At 45.1% G+C, this 15,376-nt stretch carries 11 protein-coding genes; 5 read left to right on the top strand and 6 right to left on the bottom strand.

The genetic code is table 11. The annotated features are described in order from the left end of the window. Positions 1-346 precede the first annotated feature (346 nt). From QVA83_RS21175 to QVA83_RS21165, 3 genes are all read right to left on the bottom strand, one after another. Entirely contained in the window at positions 347-979 is a 633-nt protein-coding gene (locus QVA83_RS21175) for an SDR family oxidoreductase (protein ID WP_014949222.1), read from the bottom strand. A gap of 195 nt (positions 980-1,174) precedes the next feature. Next, positions 1,175-4,024 (bottom strand): ligand-binding sensor domain-containing diguanylate cyclase, encoded by a 2,850-nt coding sequence (locus QVA83_RS21170; RefSeq protein ID WP_231513063.1) that lies wholly within the window; start codon positions 4,022-4,024, stop codon positions 1,175-1,177. A gap of 264 nt (positions 4,025-4,288) precedes the next feature. After that, complete coding sequence (locus QVA83_RS21165) at positions 4,289-6,109, bottom strand: M2 family metallopeptidase (RefSeq protein ID WP_014976329.1); 1,821 nt, start codon at positions 6,107-6,109, stop codon at positions 4,289-4,291. Between the two features lie 225 nt (positions 6,110-6,334). Here QVA83_RS21165 and QVA83_RS21160 point away from each other — a divergent pair, with 225 nt between their 5' ends. After that, entirely contained in the window at positions 6,335-6,715 is a 381-nt protein-coding gene (locus QVA83_RS21160; protein WP_014949225.1) for a gamma-glutamylcyclotransferase family protein, read from the top strand. Between the two features lie 11 nt (positions 6,716-6,726). After that, positions 6,727-7,092, top strand: coding sequence for a DUF4870 domain-containing protein (locus tag QVA83_RS21155; protein WP_014949226.1), 366 nt, complete (start codon positions 6,727-6,729; stop codon positions 7,090-7,092). 455 nt (positions 7,093-7,547) lie between these two features. Here the strand turns inward: QVA83_RS21155 and QVA83_RS21150 are convergent, their stop codons facing one another. The 3 genes from QVA83_RS21150 to QVA83_RS21140 form a co-directional block, all read right to left on the bottom strand. Beyond that, on the bottom strand, positions 7,548-7,823 hold the full coding sequence (locus QVA83_RS21150; protein WP_156079110.1) for a hypothetical protein: 276 nt from the start codon (positions 7,821-7,823) through the stop codon (positions 7,548-7,550). A 219-nt stretch (positions 7,824-8,042) separates the two neighbouring features. Beyond that, positions 8,043-8,807 (bottom strand): SDR family NAD(P)-dependent oxidoreductase, encoded by a 765-nt coding sequence (locus tag QVA83_RS21145; RefSeq protein WP_156078265.1) that lies wholly within the window; start codon positions 8,805-8,807, stop codon positions 8,043-8,045. A 44-nt stretch (positions 8,808-8,851) separates the two neighbouring features. Then, positions 8,852-9,766: a haloalkane dehalogenase gene (locus tag QVA83_RS21140; RefSeq protein ID WP_156078266.1), complete on the bottom strand. Its 915-nt coding sequence runs from the start codon at positions 9,764-9,766 to the stop codon at positions 8,852-8,854. A gap of 245 nt (positions 9,767-10,011) precedes the next feature. Between QVA83_RS21140 and QVA83_RS21135 the strand changes: the two genes are divergently transcribed. The 3 genes from QVA83_RS21135 to QVA83_RS21125 all read left to right on the top strand — a co-directional run bounded on the left by QVA83_RS21135 (position 10,012) and on the right by QVA83_RS21125 (position 15,286). Further along, the gene (locus QVA83_RS21135) at positions 10,012-12,135 is read left to right on the top strand and encodes a 3-hydroxyacyl-CoA dehydrogenase NAD-binding domain-containing protein (RefSeq protein ID WP_156078267.1); all 2,124 of its coding nucleotides are present in this window, start codon (positions 10,012-10,014) and stop codon (positions 12,133-12,135) included. Positions 12,136-12,295: 160 nt separating this feature from the next. Continuing rightward, entirely contained in the window at positions 12,296-13,477 is a 1,182-nt protein-coding gene (locus QVA83_RS21130; RefSeq protein ID WP_014949231.1) for an acetyl-CoA C-acyltransferase, read from the top strand. Between the two features lie 9 nt (positions 13,478-13,486). Next, the gene (locus tag QVA83_RS21125) at positions 13,487-15,286 is read left to right on the top strand and encodes an acyl-CoA dehydrogenase C-terminal domain-containing protein (protein ID WP_014949232.1); all 1,800 of its coding nucleotides are present in this window, start codon (positions 13,487-13,489) and stop codon (positions 15,284-15,286) included. The last annotated feature ends 90 nt before the right edge of the window (positions 15,287-15,376 follow it).

Below are 15,376 nucleotides of genomic sequence, written 5' to 3'. Positions count from 1 at the left end.
CGATGGTTCGGCACTACAGGTTGAAGGGGATTTTGGTGTAGTTCCACCTCACTTTTGCGTGATCATGCTGGCTATTGATAGCGTAGATTACCTGAATTTGAGAGGTAACCCTCAAAGTCGAGAGTGGCATCAAAAAGACGGGAATGGCAACTGGGTTAGTCAGTCATTGATACCGTAGGTGACTATCTCTAGCCTCTAAGTAGGCACATATTAAGTGCGTGATACTGCCTATTCTGGGCACCACCTAAGTCAGCAGTATACAAACAGGCGACCTAAGCAAAAAGTAAGCCCTCTCTAGCTTGGATAGACGCGATAACGCATTGGCAAATGAGAGGGCGTCGATCACCTAGAAAATATGGGAAATTGGTGTATCACCTTTAAATAAATAGGTGATCAAGTCAGCATTACTTTCTCTTGCAACGCTTTCGACAATAGCTGTCGCTACATCTTCTCTTGGTATTACAGCATCGTCCCTATTGCTTGGCATATCGGTTCGTACTAAATGCGTGCCCGGTTCATTTAATAAAGTGCCAGGTCGAAGAATTACGTGATGTAAGCCGCTATTAATTAAATGCTCGTCGGCCATGTGTTTGGCAACCAAATATGGTTTTATTGCTGACTCCACGGCGTCAGGATCGTCTGCACCAATAGAACTAACCATAACAAATTTGGGAGTCCCCGCCGCTTTTGCATAGTTAACCGCGTTGCGGGCCGCCCAAAGATCAATCATAAGTGTTTTATCTGCGCCGGTGCTACCGCCTGAACCTGCTGTGAAAACCGCAACGTCCACACCTTCAAAGTGTGCTGAAAAATCTTTTTCTAAATCCTGCTCAACCACTGTGAGGTTGGCATTTTGGATATCTGACAGTTTGTCTGGGCTTCTTACTGGCGCTACGACTTTGTGACCGGCATCCAACAATTTCACTGTTGCTTGCTTACCAATTTGGCCTGATGCGCCGATTACTAATACATTTGCCATGTTTTCATCCTCCTTGTGGGTGATTTCGCTTATCTTAAGCTACTTAAGAATTCACAATACATAGGCGGGTAAAAAGGAAAGCGATCAATTACTGCGATAAAATGCATGACAAAACGTTTGCCTGCATGCATTGCCATTTAAACGGCAATGCAATGGGGGGAAGAGAAACTAATGGGTACGATGATCAGCCAGCGGCTATTTTATCACCGCATTTCGGCCTGATTCTTTGCCGACATATAGCTTTTTATCGATAGCGTGAATGCAAGCCTCGACACTATCGTAATCTCGTATATCCGCTACACCACAGGTTATGGTAGCCGATACAGAGTAGGGGGGAGCATCGATTTCGTAATCCGCGACAGTTTTACGTAGCTTTTCTGCCACCCAAAATGCTTCTTGTACCTTTAATGAAGGCAGCAATATAAGAAACTCCTCACCGCCCCATCGCGCAATAACGTCACTTTCTCTTAAACTATCTTCCAGGATCCTAGCTATTTTGACCAGTACTGTGTCACCCACATGATGACCGTATTCATCGTTAATACGCTTGAAGAAATCAATATCAACAATTAGCAAGGAGAAAGTATGATTATGGCGTTTATAATTTTGCCATGCTGCCTTGGCTCTTTGTGTAAAGTAGCGACGATTTTTGAGACCCGTCAATGCGTCCTGAGTTGAAAGCTGCGTCAACTTTTCTACGACCGCTTCTAAGTCTCGGGTTTTTTCCTCAACTTTTAGTGCAAGTTCAGCAGAGCGCTTTTTCAACGATGCTATCCTCAGCCACACCATCGATGAAATCAACAGCATGCCTAGCAGGGTAATCGCCACACGCCATATAGGCTTATCCCACCATGGTGGAACTACAAGTATTTCAAGTTGCGCTGCATTGGTGCTCCATTCATTCTCTTGATTTATAGCTTTAACAGTGAAGCGGTAGCGTCCTGGGTCCAAGTTGGTGTAGGTGGCCGTTCTTGTCTTGTAGTCAGTAAAGCGCCAGCTGTTCTCAAAGTCTGCGAGTTTATAGGCATACGTAAGTTCGTTTGCATTCATATAATCAGTGGCGGCAAATTCAATCGTGAGCGCAATATCATTATGTTTAAGTTCGATTACCTCGTCTAGGCGCTGTCTTTGCTGATAGGTTGTTCCGTTTTGCTCGTTCCTACTCACCGTTTCAACGTTTGTGAGGTGCACTCCAGGTGACCACTTTACATTTGCCACTTGTGAAGGAGTAAATTGTGTTAAGCCTTCCGCTCCACCAAACATTATTGTGTTATTTTCAGTTACGGTGACAGAGCCAATATAGTAACCCGTAGACAGTGCGCCGTTTTCTGCACCGAAATAAGAAAGGGTAGACAAGTTAGGTGCTAAATACGCAATCCCTTCAATTGTAGAGATCCAAAGCCCATATTCATCATCTTCAACAATTGCCCCGATGGATACATTGCTCAATCGACTTTCAGGCTTAATTTGTGTCACTTTAATCGTTGACAAATCACTGCCTTCTTTAGACATAAAGAAGAGTCCAGCTGCTTGCGTTCCAATCCAATAACCACCGCGTTTCGACTGAGAAATCCACGTCACTACAGTTTGATCTGAAATCTTGTCCGTTAACTCACTGATGCTGGTTAAGTCTCCAGTCAGTTTATTCGCAACAAATAAACCGGATACCGTACTTAACCATGCGTTCTCATTGTCGTCCAAAACAATTCTCGTTGTCAGCGACAATGGCCATTGCTTTATTACCCTATCTTCTGACGGGCGATATACAAACAGCCCATCGCTATAGCCGCCATACCAAATGTCTCCGTCATCATCGATATTAATGCTGTAACCCGACTTACCATTCAGCGCAACAAATTCTAGGTTTCTGGTCTGAGGGTTCAGTTTGGCGAGGCCTGTGCGTGTGGTTACCCATAATGCATCGCTCTTTGTATGATAAAACACGCTCAACAGCTTATCGTTAGTGTCTTCGCTACTCGCAAATGCACCATTGGAAGTAAATGGGCCTTCTTGAGTTTTACTTATCGTGTCGTAAAGCCAAAGGCCCTTTTCGTTCGCTACCCATACTTGGTTATCTTTGTAATTTGATAAAGAGGAGATGATTCGTCCTTCGCCTATTTCCTGAGAATAGAAGTTGCTAAGCAGAGGATTACTGATCGCAAACCCATCGTCTCTGGTGCCAACGACAACCAGCCCAGCTTTCGTTTGATAAAGGCTTGAAACTCTCTCTTTGGCCGCATCTTTCTCGTTAATCGGAGCACGCAGCACAGAGTTAGGGTTATGTGACGTTAAAATATTCAGCCCACGCTGAGTAGAAACCCATATATCATCGTTGTCCTTTAATAAGATGTCTGTAACGTAGTTATCAGATAATCCGTGAGTTTCAGAGGTACAGCTTTTGTCGATGGTAGTGCTTTGCTCGTCGGGATTGAACAAACATGCGCCGTGGGTAGCGGTACCCAACCAGAATTGAGATTTCTCTGCTGCCACTAGTCGAGTAAAGTTCATGTTTTCAAAAGCCACTAGCTCAAGTGACTTTTTAAACGGATCAAGTTTATAAAGGCCTGAAGTGGAAGTGACATAAAGCGTGTTGCCGATAAGCTCTATGTCTGTCAGCGTACTCGTGGTACTGGGAAGGTAGCTGACCAGTTCTACACTGTCTGATTCTGGAGAGTATGTGTAAAGGTTTCGTTCAGAGACAATCCAAAGCTGGCCATTGTGGGTGGTCTTGATCCTATTAATTACCTGTTTATTGAAAGGCTCTGACGCCGGTAACGTGTAGTGCTTGAACGACTCAGTATCAACATCTATACGGCTCAGCCCGCTGTATGTCCCCACCCACAGGTATTGACCGTCTAAGCTTGCCTCTATCTGAAGGGCGAACAGGGTTTGGAGGCCTGTTGACTTGTCTTCACCCCACAAGCCGAAGTTTCGAAATGTATAGCCGTCAAATTTATCGACACCAGACTGCGATGCCAACCACAGAAAACCATATTTATCTTCCGCAATATCTGAAATGGATACGTGGGCGATACCACTATCCATATTGTAGGAATGAAACGCTGGGGCAATAGGTTTCGCGCGTGCAGGTAGGCTGCAAGTTGCAGTAAAAACTATGAAAAGCGAAAGTACCAACAGGATGCGCATAATATAATCAAAAATTACATAAAATTTATACACTAACGTTACGCTAATCTACCGCTCTTACAATGGTACAAAAGTTTAAATTCAACAAAAAAAGCCTCGAAATTCGAGGCTTTTTGGACTGCATGAATTATGTTAGCCAGTGGCTAATCATAACGGATATAGTTACCAGCCACACTGGCGTGTAGCATTTTGCTCATCTAACCACGTTTTTAGTGGCGCAAAGTAGTCTGCGATAGTACTGGCATCCATTTGCGGTGAGCCTGTCAGTGTTTCTAACGCATTTTGCCAAGGTTGGCTCATACCCATCTCTAGCATTTCGTTAAGTGCTTTACCGGCTTCTTCACTGCCGTAGATAGAACAACGGTTAAGCGGGCCCTCATCACCTGCAATGTCACACAGTGCTTTATGGAACTGGAATTGAAGGATATGCGCTAGGAAATAGCGTGTATAAGGTACGTTCGCAGGCACGTGATATTTTGCACCCGGATCAAACGCGTCGGCGCTGCGCTCAACAGGGGCCATCACACCCTGATACTTTTCTCTCAATTCCCACCATAGTTGATTGTATTGTTCAGGTGTTACTTCACCTGACATCACTTTCCAGCGCCATTGGTCAACCATCAGACCAAAGGGAATGAAGGCAATCTTGTCTAACGCAACTTGCATTAACATACCGATATCGTTTGATGCGTCTGGGATCTCATCAATTAACTCGATTTGCTTAAGGTACTTAGGTGTTATTGATAAAGCGATGGTGTCGCCAATAGCCTCGTGGAAGCCGTCGTTCGCCGAACCACGGTAAAGAAGTGGTTGGTCTTTATAAGCGCGTTGATAGTAGTTGTGACCTAATTCGTGGTGAATAACGTTAAATTCTTCGCCAGTCTTTTGAATACACATCTTTATACGAAGATCGTCTTTGTCATCTAAATCCCACGCAGAGGCATGACACTGAACGTCACGGCCTTCAGGCTTTTGAAACATAGAGCGTTCCCAAAAGGTATCTGGAAGTTCTTCAAAGCCAAGCGATGAGAAAAATGACTCTGCTTGTTTAACCATGGCGATTTCGTCATACCCCTGTTCAGCTAATGCGCCTGTAACATCAGGAACTTTCATTTCTTGCTGAGGTTTAACGATATCGTAAATATTCCCCCACGACTGTGCCCACATGTTACCTAATAAATGGGCTGGAATTGGTTTGTCTTGAGGTACTACGTCTTCGCCATAGTGTTCACCTAGCTTAGCGCGCACATGGCAATGTAGTGACTCGTAGAAAGGCTCTACTTGCGTCCATAAGCGATCCAACTCTTTTGGAAATTCATCTGCTGGCATATCGTACTTTCCACGCCACAAGGCGCTGACGTTTTCAAAACCTAGCTCTGCAGCGCCTTCATTGGCAAGCGATACTTGTTCTGCATAGAGTCCTGCCATTGGTTTAGATACTTCACGCCAACCTGTCCAATATTCTAGTAGCTTGTCAGCATCGCGTAGGGTGGCCATTTCAGAGCTCATTTCAACCAAGCTTTTGCACGTACCATCTTCGCTGCAATACTCACCAGAGCCGTACATGGCACTTAAGTCAGAACCAATTTTTGCAAGCCTCTCTGCTTTTTCCGCATCTGCCGGCGGCGGCATTGTTAAACTGTTTTTAAGTAGATCAAGCTGTCTGCGGGTGTCGGCATCTACGTCTACATCGTTAAATTTCGCCGCTTCTTTAGCTAACTTTGCAACCTTGGTAGAAAGCACTTCATTAAAGTAAGCACTGACTGCTGCTGTATCGAAATTGATATTCGTGGCGTAGCTCCACTCGGCGTGCGCGGCAGGAACTTGCATTTTTGCAATATCATTTTGCGCCTGTGTTAAAAACTGCTTGGCGTCTTGTGCAGTGAGTTGCGGTTTAGTTTCTGTCTGTGTTGTACTTTCGCCACATCCCATAAGCGAAACGCTTACCAATGCTGCTATCAGAGTACGTTTGTGATTGAGCATACTTTGTCCTTTAATTATTGTGTTTTTTACGTGAGTCGACGTTCACATAGACATGCTCTAGCATTGTGTAACGCTGTGTTGCTTTTGTAAAACAAATTCGATATTACTCTCACAAAAGCACTGGCTTTTTTAGGCAATTTATAACTAGAAATGCGAACGGTTGGGGCCTGTTTTTAAATTTGCCTCAACACCTGACGAAAAGTTTTTTAATAATGGGTCAAAGTAATGCAAAACAATGACAATGTAACGTCTGCTACACCTGATTTAGAAAGGTTGTTTATCTACGGAAGCCTTGCTCCTAATTGCCCAAATCACCATATCGTCGCTCATATTGATGGCCAGTGGCAGTCTGGTACGGTAGAAGGGCACTTAGTTCAACAAGGGTGGGGAGCAGTTATGGGGTTTCCAGGAATTGTTATTTCTGATCTAACTAAGGCAAAAGAAGAGGTGAAGGGCATGATGCTAACGTCTTCTCAACTTGCCGAAAACTGGGCCATGCTGGATGAGTTTGAAGGTGACCAATATGAGCGGGTCATTGTTTCTGTTAAGCTTGATGCCGGTCACACTGAAAACGCCTATATTTATCAAATCAAACCAACGCAATAAAAAGGACCATTATGTCAACGGAAGAACCACTCTACTGGGGCTTGAACGCTCGAAGCTACTGTACACTCATTCATGTTTCTCAGTTATCCAGTTTCATTATACCTGGCTTAGGTATCATATTGCCTATCGTGCTATGGATTGCTCACAAAGATCAAAACGAAGACATCAATCAGCACGGCAGGGTGACAGCGAATTGGTTAATAAGCTTGCTCATTTACTCTGTTATTTGTTTTGTCTTGACGCTGATTATCATAGGAGCGCTAGGCTTCATCGCTCTTGGATTAATGAACATCGTCTTTGCTATCGTGGCAGCAGTCAAAGCGAACAAAGGGGAGTTGTGGGTGTACCCGCTAAGCTTTGAGTTTTTTAAACGTTAACCTAAAGAATCCTACGTCACGTTTAGTAAGAAAAACTACTACTGACGAGCGCTTTCGAAGGGCGTTTCCATGTTGAAACGCCTTCGTGCTTATCCCATTGCAGATACTGCAATTGCCAGCGTGAACAATAACGCGATGTGTTTTGGTTTTAAAAGCATGTTCACCTCTTTCCTGTGACTTCTTCTACCTGTGGTAATCTTGAAGATAGTTTTCAAATAGGTGTCGCGCTATTCACAATTAGTATAGTTAACTCATATGTCGCTAATGTCATTACGAGGGCGTTACTTTTTCAAAAGCGCTATGTCGTCGGTTAGCACTTATCTATGCGGATTGGTATAAATATTTGATTCGTAGAATACTATTGCTGCGTGTGCGATAGAGTAAAAAAGAATAATAAACGCAAAGAATGGCGTTAAATAAAGGATTAACCTGATAGACGAGTACTCGCCTAAGAATTACTTAGCGCTGAAGCGGTGACTTGGCAGTGCGCTATGAATAAGGTATTGGCTTTTGGATTGTTTGGTGGTTTGAAGCGAAACATCAGTACCGCGCTTCACCGTGCTTAGTGCTAGCGGTTTATTTTGACGTTGCTTCTTTAATAGTTGCGAAGAAGGCACTTCCTTCATATTTACAAGCGTAGATTGGGCTTCTTGCGCAAAACTAACGTTAATCAACGAATAGGTTATACAAAGTGTGGTAGCTAAAAAAATGTTTTTACTTGGCTTTTTCATCACATTTTTCTCTTTTTGTTCAACTTAATCGCTAAATAAAATTATTGGGTTTTACTTGATAGGGGTTCGATTGCAGAGGCGGTTGCACGCGCCTCATTCATCGATTTTGTTTGTTCCTCTTCATTACACCTAAAGTAGAACGAAAGAGAAACATGATGAGTCATACAAAGGTATGTCAAAAAATACCTTTGCATGTATTTCGAAACTGCGAGATAAAAATTACCACGCTGTAACACCACCATCTACTGCTATGGTTTGCCCGTTCATGTAAGAGTTGCCAGGGGAAAGCATCAGCATCATGGTGTTAACGATTTCTTGCGGTTCGCCTAGACGTTTCATAGGACTTCCCATGCCTAGTTGCTCGCGCGCTTCAGGGGTGTTGTACCCGTCTACGTTCAAAATATTGGTAGGACTATAGAATGGGCAAATTGCATTAACGCGAACATTTTTTCGGCCGTATTCCACCGCGGCTGTGCGGGTTATCCCCGAAACCGCGTGTTTTGCTGCAGCATAAGCACCGCCTTTAGGGGCTCCACCTAGTCCTGCAAGTGAGCTTACATTTAAAACGTGCCCTTGCTTTTGTGCAAGCATAACGGGTATTTGGTACTTCATTCCAAACATAACGCCTTTTACATTCACAGCGAACTGCGAGTCCATGATTTCCTCTGTCATTTGATGAATTGGTGCAGGGTTATGCGCTATGCCTGCATTATTTACGGCTATATCCAGTTTGCCAAAGGTTTCAATGGCTGTTTCAACCAGCGCCTTATTTAGCGACTCACTAGCAATATTACCCGCTAGCACCACGACATCAGTGAGTGCTTGTACATTCTTTTTCGTTTCCTCAAGGGCGGTTTCGTTAATGTCTGAAAGAACGAGTTTTGCTCCTCGGTTGGCAAGACCTAGCGATAACAAGCGGCCAAAGCCACTGCCTGCGCCGGTAATTAATACAACTTGCCCTGAAAAGTCGAGTAGAGCATCCATGGTAATCTCCTATTAGTAACTGTTTAATGTTTTTTGAAACGTGGCTATTTCAGCTGCGTTTGGTTTATAAATTGAATGAGTAATTTGGCTAGCATTTCCCCTTGATCTTCCTGGATAAAGTGACCACCGTTTTCTACAAGGGTATGAGCCATACCGCTGCTACCAGGAACGAGCTTTTGAAATACCTTATCGCCACCTTTAGTGACAGGGTCGCTATCACCGAAAGCCGTAACAAAAGGTTTGTCATATTGCTTTAGCTTTTCCCATGCCTGTCTATTCGCCTGTGCCTCAGCGTTGTCTGGGCTTGTAGGAACAAGAATAGGGAACATACGCGCACCTGCTTTAGAGCTTTCGTCTGGAAAAGGGGCGTCGTAAGCTGCAAGCGTCGCCTCATCTAGAACAGTGGTTGTGGCGTTTTGAATGATCGTAGATGTGGGAAATACGGCGACATCCTGTGAGAATCGGCGCCATTTGATGAAAGCATCGCTTGGCGGGTGGTCGCCAGTGGGCAATCCGGTATTAGACACCATTACACCCGAAAAGCGCTCAGGCATATCGGCGACAAGTCGCAGGCCTAGTAAACCTCCCCAGTCTTGACAAAAGAGTGTAACAGGGCCCTTAGTAGCCTGTGAAAACCAGTCTTTTAGCCATATCACATGACGAGCGTAGGAGTAGTCCTCCTTTCTTACTGGTTTATCTGAGCGTCCAAAACCAATGAGATCCGGCGCGATGACATTGAATCCCGCATCAGCCAATATGGGCATCATCTTGCGGTACAAATAAGCCCACGTCGGTTCGCCGTGTATTAATAGCACGGTATGTCCATCTTTCGGTCCACATTGATAATGGGCCATTGTTATTTCACTGCTTACTGTGTCTGTTACTTCAGTGAAACAGGGGGAGTAGGGAAAGTCAGTGATCGTGTCGAAGGCGCTTTCCGGTGTTTTAAGCACTTGCATAGCCAATCATCCTTTTGTAAATAAAATGTAATTACAAGTGTTGCCCGATTAACAAAAACACCGGTTTTATTTTCTGTCAAATAAACCTTAGGCAAGGTAGGACAGGCTCTGCGCAGAGAAATGAATTCACAAAGGGGCTGGCGGTCAATATTAAATATTATGATAAATGTCTATAACACCAATAAACTTGGATGATTGACAACACTGCAATAACATCCAGTTAACGTGATAAACAGGACATGGTTATGACTGAGATGGAAAATAAAGCCGTAGATTATGCAGTACAACAGGGTGTTGCCACGCTGACAATGCAAAGTGCGCCCGTTAATGCGCTGTCACGCGCTATCAGAGTAGGGTTGATAGAAGGCATAAACAATGCACTAGATGACGACAGCGTAAGTGCCATTGTTATTACTTCTTTACTACCTATTTTTTCGGGTGGAGCTGACATCAGCGAATTCTCTGGTGGCGATTTGTCTCCCATGCTGCCTGAGGTACTAGACAAGATTGAAAATGCGTCTAAGCCGGTTGTTGCTGTTCTCCCTGGACCAGCATTCGGCGGTGGCTTAGAAGTGGCGTTAGCTTGCCATCATCGCATCACCTTTGCCGACAATAAGGTGGGTCTTCCAGAGGTAAATCTAGGCATATTACCGGGCGCAGGCGGTACTCAGCGCCTTCCTCGCTTAGCCGACGTACAAACATCGTTAGAAATGATCGTAACAGGCAAGCCTACGTCGGTGGTCAAACTTCCAGGTGTCTTCGACAAAATTTCTGATAAGCCTGAGCATTTACTTGAAGATACAAAAGCGTATTTACAAGCATTAACGCCAGATAAAGCGATTAAACGCACCAGTGATATCACGCTGTCCATGTCTGATGAAACGCAGGCGGTGTTTGACGCAGTAACTGCACAAACTAAAAAAGCGACTCGTGGTTTCTTTGCTCCATTAAAATGTATCGAAGCGGTACGCGGCGCATACACGCTTGCTTTTGAAGATGGCCTTAAAAATGAAGGCAAGCTTTTCATGGAGTGTATGAATACGCCACAGGCGCGTGCCCAGCAGCATTTCTTTTTTGCTGAACGCGCAGCAGGTCATGTGAGCGATTTCGACAAAAATACTCCTGAGCGCAACATTGATAAAGTTGCGATTATCGGCGCCGGAACAATGGGCGGTGGTATCGCTATGAACTTCGCCAATGCCGGCATTCCAGTCACAATGCTTGAGCTCAAAGAAGAAGCGCTAGAGAAGGGATTAGCGCTTATTAGAAAGAACTACGAAAACTCAGCGAAAAAAGGCAAGTTAACCCAAGAGCAGGTAGAGAGACGCATGGCACTGCTTTCAGGTACCACGTCGTATGACGACTTAGCTGATGTTGATCTCGTCATCGAAGCCGTTTTCGAGAAGATGGAAGTAAAGAAAACCGTATTCTCGACGCTGGATAAAGTGTGTAAGCCAGGCGCCATTTTGGCTTCAAATACGTCAACACTGGATATAGACGAAATAGCGACAGCCACATCCCGTCCTGAAGATGTGATTGGTCTTCACTTCTTCTCGCCAGCGAATGTGATGAGACTGCTAGAAGTGGTTAAAGCAGAGAAGACATCTGCTGAAGTCATTAAAACCTGCATGAAGATAGCTAAACGCATCAAGAAAGTAGCGGTGTTGGTAGGCGTTTGCTTCGGATTCGTAGGTAACCGCATGATTGAGCCTTACGGCCGTGAAGCTAACCGCTTACTGCTTGAAGGAGCAACACCTGAGCAAGTTGATCGTGTTTTAACCGAGTTTGGCATGCCAATGGGGCCGTTCACTATGGGTGATATGGCTGGATTAGATATTGGTTACTATGTACGACAGTCTCGACAAGAGCACATTGCACACGACCCCGCTTACGGTGCAGTGGCAGATCGCTTAGTAGAAAAGGGGCGCAACGGACTCAAAACCGGACGCGGAGCATACAACTATGAACCTGGCAGTCGAGTTCCTGTCCCAGATCCAGAAGTACTAGAAATTGCCAAGCAAGAAGCAGAACGTTTAGGCGTGGTTCAGCGTTCAGACATTAGCGATGAGGAAATTCTAGTTCGCGTCATGTACTCATTGATCAACGAGGGTGCTGCCATCTTAGAAGAAGGCATTGCAGCTAAATCTAGCGATATAGATGTAATTTATGTTTACGGTTATGGCTTCCCTGTGTATCGCGGCGGCCCTATGCAATATGCCGACGAAGTAGGGCTAGGCACTATTTTAGATAAGCTGACTACCTATCGTGATCAATTGGGTGATTACGGAAAAATGTGGCTTGAACCAAGTGATTTGTTGGTGAAATTGGCCCAAAGCGGCGGCACGTTTAAAAGCTATAAAGCGAAGTAGTCATAGCTCTTGTTAGCGAAAATTAATCGACGGTGAGAGCTAGCGATAGCTCTCGTTACCCGACATCCGAATTTGGTAAAGCTAGGTGATTTCGAGAAAAAGAAAATAGGCCTAGCTAAACTTTGGCTGAACTTTCAGCCCAACTGAAAGGAACATGAAAATGCGCGATGCAGTTATCGTAAGTACAGCACGTACGCCAATCGGGCGCGCTTATAAAGGTGCACTGAACAATTTACCAGCCCCTTCATTAGGTGGCCATGCTATTCAAAACGCAGTAGCACGCGCAGGGATCGACCCTGCCAGTGTCGACGACGTGGTAATGGGCGCAGCGCTAACCCAAGGCAGTGGCGGCATGAATATTGGCCGCTTGGCTGGCCTAGCGGGTGGTTTACCGGTCACCGTAGCGGGTATGACACTCGATCGCCAATGCAGTTCTGGCATGTATGCCATTGCTACCGCAGCGAATTCAATTCGTACAGGCGATACCAATATTATGGTTGCGGGTGGCTTAGATTCTATCTCTTTAGTGCAAAACAAAAATATGAATATGTTTCGTGCAGTAGACCCTGCACTGGTTGCTAAGCACAAAGATATTTATATGCCAATGCTTCAAACTGCGGAAGTGGTGGGTAAGCGCTACAACATTAGCCGTGACGTACAAGACGAATACGGTTACCAAAGCCAAATGCGCACAGCAGCGGCTCAAGAAGCGGGCAAGTTTGATGATGAGATTGTACCTATCACTGCAACGCAAGCCTTATTTAATAAAGAAACAGGTGAAACCTCTGAGCGTGAAGTGACCTTGTCGAAAGACGAAGGAAATCGCCCAGAAACAACGCTAGAGGGGCTTAAAGCGCTTAACCCAGTGATAGAAGGTGGTTGTATTACCGCAGGTAATGCAAGCCAGCTTTCTGATGGTGCCAGCGCGACAGTGATTATGGATGAGCACTCAGCGGCAAAAGGCAATGCTCAACCTCTTGGTATTTATCGCGGTATTGCAGTGGCAGGCTGTGAGCCAGATGAAATGGGAATTGGCCCAGTGTTCGCCATTCCTAAGCTATTAAAGCAGCATGGATTAACCATGGACGATATTGGTCTATGGGAGCTTAATGAAGCGTTTGCAGTACAGGTACTATATTGCCGCGATAAGTTAGGCATTCCAGACGAATTATTAAACGTAAACGGCGGTGCCATTTCTATTGGTCACCCATACGGCATGAGCGGTGCTCGCATGGTGGGTCATGCACTCATCGAAGGTAAACGACGCGGTGCGAAATATGTTGTTTGCACCATGTGTATCGGTGGCGGCATGGGCGCTGCTGGTCTATTTGAAGTAATATAGGTATTGGGTATGGAAGGTTATAAAGCTCCACAACGTGACGCCATGTTTGTAACACATGAGCTACTAAATTATCAAAATCACTATCAAAAGCTAGGTTTCGACGAAGCATCTGAAGATCTGGTGTCGGCGATTTTCGCTGAAGCTGCAAAGTTTTCAGAGAACGTACTGGCACCCATCAATGCATCAGGCGATGAAGAAGGGTGTAAGTGGGTTGATGGTGAAGTAACAACGCCTAAAGGTTTTAAAGAAGCTTATCAAACGTATGTTGAGGGCGGATGGCCAGGAATGTCTCACCCTGAAGAATTTGGCGGTCAGGCACTACCATATTCATTGTCATCTATCATTGCTGAGTGGTTCTCAGGCGCAAACCATTCTTGGGCGATGTACCCAGGTCTAAGCCAGGGCTGTATGGCAACAATAAAAGCCCATGGCTCTGAATTGCTACAAAAAATGTTCCTTGAAAAACTGGTTAGCGGTGAGTGGACAGGCACTATGTGTTTGACCGAAGCACACTGCGGTTCAGACCTTGGCATGTTGAAATGTCGCGCGGAACCTCAAGAAGATGGTACTTACAGCTTAACAGGAACGAAGATTTTTATTTCGGCAGGTGAACACGACTTGTCTGAAAATATCGTACACATTGTGTTAGCTCGATTGCCAGATGCGCCAGAGGGGACCAAAGGTATTTCACTATTTGTTGTACCTAAATTTAACGTGTCTGAAGATGGCGAAAAGCAAGATAGAAACGCAGTAGGCTGCGGAAGCATTGAACATAAAATGGGTATCAAAGCCAGCGCGACCTGCGTGATCAACTTCGATGGTGCAAAAGGTTATTTGATTGGGCCACCAAACCGCGGCCTAAACTGCATGTTTACGTTCATGAATACCGCACGTATTGGCACTGGTCTTGAAGGCTTGGCATCATCTGAAGCAGCATTCCAAGGTGCGCTTCGCTATGCAAAAGACCGCATTCAGTTCCGTTCATTAACAGGGCGTAAAAACCCTGATGGCCCAGCTGATCCTATTATTGTGCACCCTGATGTACGTCGTATGCTGTTAACGCAGAAAGCGTTCGCGGAAGGCAACCGAGCGCTTGCCGCTTACTGTATGCAGTTAGTTGACGTTACTTTGTATGGTAGCGACGAGGCTGAGAAGCAACTTGCGGATGCAAAACTTGCATTCTTAACGCCTATCGTAAAAGCCTTTTTAACTGAAACCGCGCAAGAAGCCACGAGTTACGGTATGCAGGTTTATGGCGGCCACGGCTTTATCAAAGAATGGGGCATGGAGCAGCTAGCTCGTGATACCCGTATCTGCACCATGTATGAAGGTACTACCGGTATTCAAGCCGTTGACCTATTAGGTCGTAAAGTAATGGGTTCTAATGGCGAATTGCTTAATGTGTTTGTTCAAGAAGTGCGCGACTACTGTAATTCATTGCGTGACAACGCTCAGTTTAGTGCTTGGACTAACGCGCTAAACTCTCACCTTGACGAGTGGCAGCAGATTACTATGGACATCGGTAAGGCAGCAGCATCGAACCCAGATGAAATTGGTGCAGCGTCTGTCGATTACTTAATGTATTCAGGTTACGTTACCGTTGCTTACTTCTGGCTAAAAATGGCAGTGAAAGCACAAGAACAGCTTGATGCAGGCAGCACCGAAACCGAGTTTTATAAGAGTAAAATCTTAACAACGGGCTTCTACTTTGACCGTTTGTTAACCCGTACTCGCTCACTGGTTTCTGCTATGCAATCAGGTGCAGACAACTTAATGTCTATGCCAGAGAGTATGTTCGCTATCGAGTAACGACATAAAAGTAATACACGTGCGCTACTAAAAGACGTACGAAAGGCCGAGAAAATAATGTAGCCGAGATAATGATTTAACCTAGTCATC

Source organism: Alteromonas sp. AO-Serp (assembly GCF_017849675.1).
Taxonomy (GTDB): Bacteria; Pseudomonadota; Gammaproteobacteria; order Enterobacterales; family Alteromonadaceae; genus Alteromonas; species Alteromonas macleodii.
The sequence above is the reverse complement of the archived record's forward strand: the minus strand, read 5'-3'. Positions and strand labels throughout refer to the sequence as shown.

Coding starts and splice junctions, on each gene's coding strand:
- QVA83_RS21175 (WP_014949222.1), bottom strand. CDS start 979: ATGGCAAATGTATTAGTAATCGGCGCATCAGGCCAAATTGGTAAGCAA.
- QVA83_RS21170 (WP_231513063.1), bottom strand. CDS start 4,024: ATGGATAGTGGTATCGCCCACGTATCCATTTCAGATATTGCGGAAGAT.
- QVA83_RS21165 (WP_014976329.1), bottom strand. CDS start 6,109: ATGCTCAATCACAAACGTACTCTGATAGCAGCATTGGTAAGCGTTTCG.
- QVA83_RS21160 (WP_014949225.1), top strand. CDS start 6,335: ATGCAAAACAATGACAATGTAACGTCTGCTACACCTGATTTAGAAAGG.
- QVA83_RS21155 (WP_014949226.1), top strand. CDS start 6,727: ATGTCAACGGAAGAACCACTCTACTGGGGCTTGAACGCTCGAAGCTAC.
- QVA83_RS21150 (WP_156079110.1), bottom strand. CDS start 7,823: ATGAAAAAGCCAAGTAAAAACATTTTTTTAGCTACCACACTTTGTATA.
- QVA83_RS21145 (WP_156078265.1), bottom strand. CDS start 8,807: ATGGATGCTCTACTCGACTTTTCAGGGCAAGTTGTATTAATTACCGGC.
- QVA83_RS21140 (WP_156078266.1), bottom strand. CDS start 9,766: ATGCAAGTGCTTAAAACACCGGAAAGCGCCTTCGACACGATCACTGAC.
- QVA83_RS21135 (WP_156078267.1), top strand. CDS start 10,012: ATGACTGAGATGGAAAATAAAGCCGTAGATTATGCAGTACAACAGGGT.
- QVA83_RS21130 (WP_014949231.1), top strand. CDS start 12,296: ATGCGCGATGCAGTTATCGTAAGTACAGCACGTACGCCAATCGGGCGC.
- QVA83_RS21125 (WP_014949232.1), top strand. CDS start 13,487: ATGGAAGGTTATAAAGCTCCACAACGTGACGCCATGTTTGTAACACAT.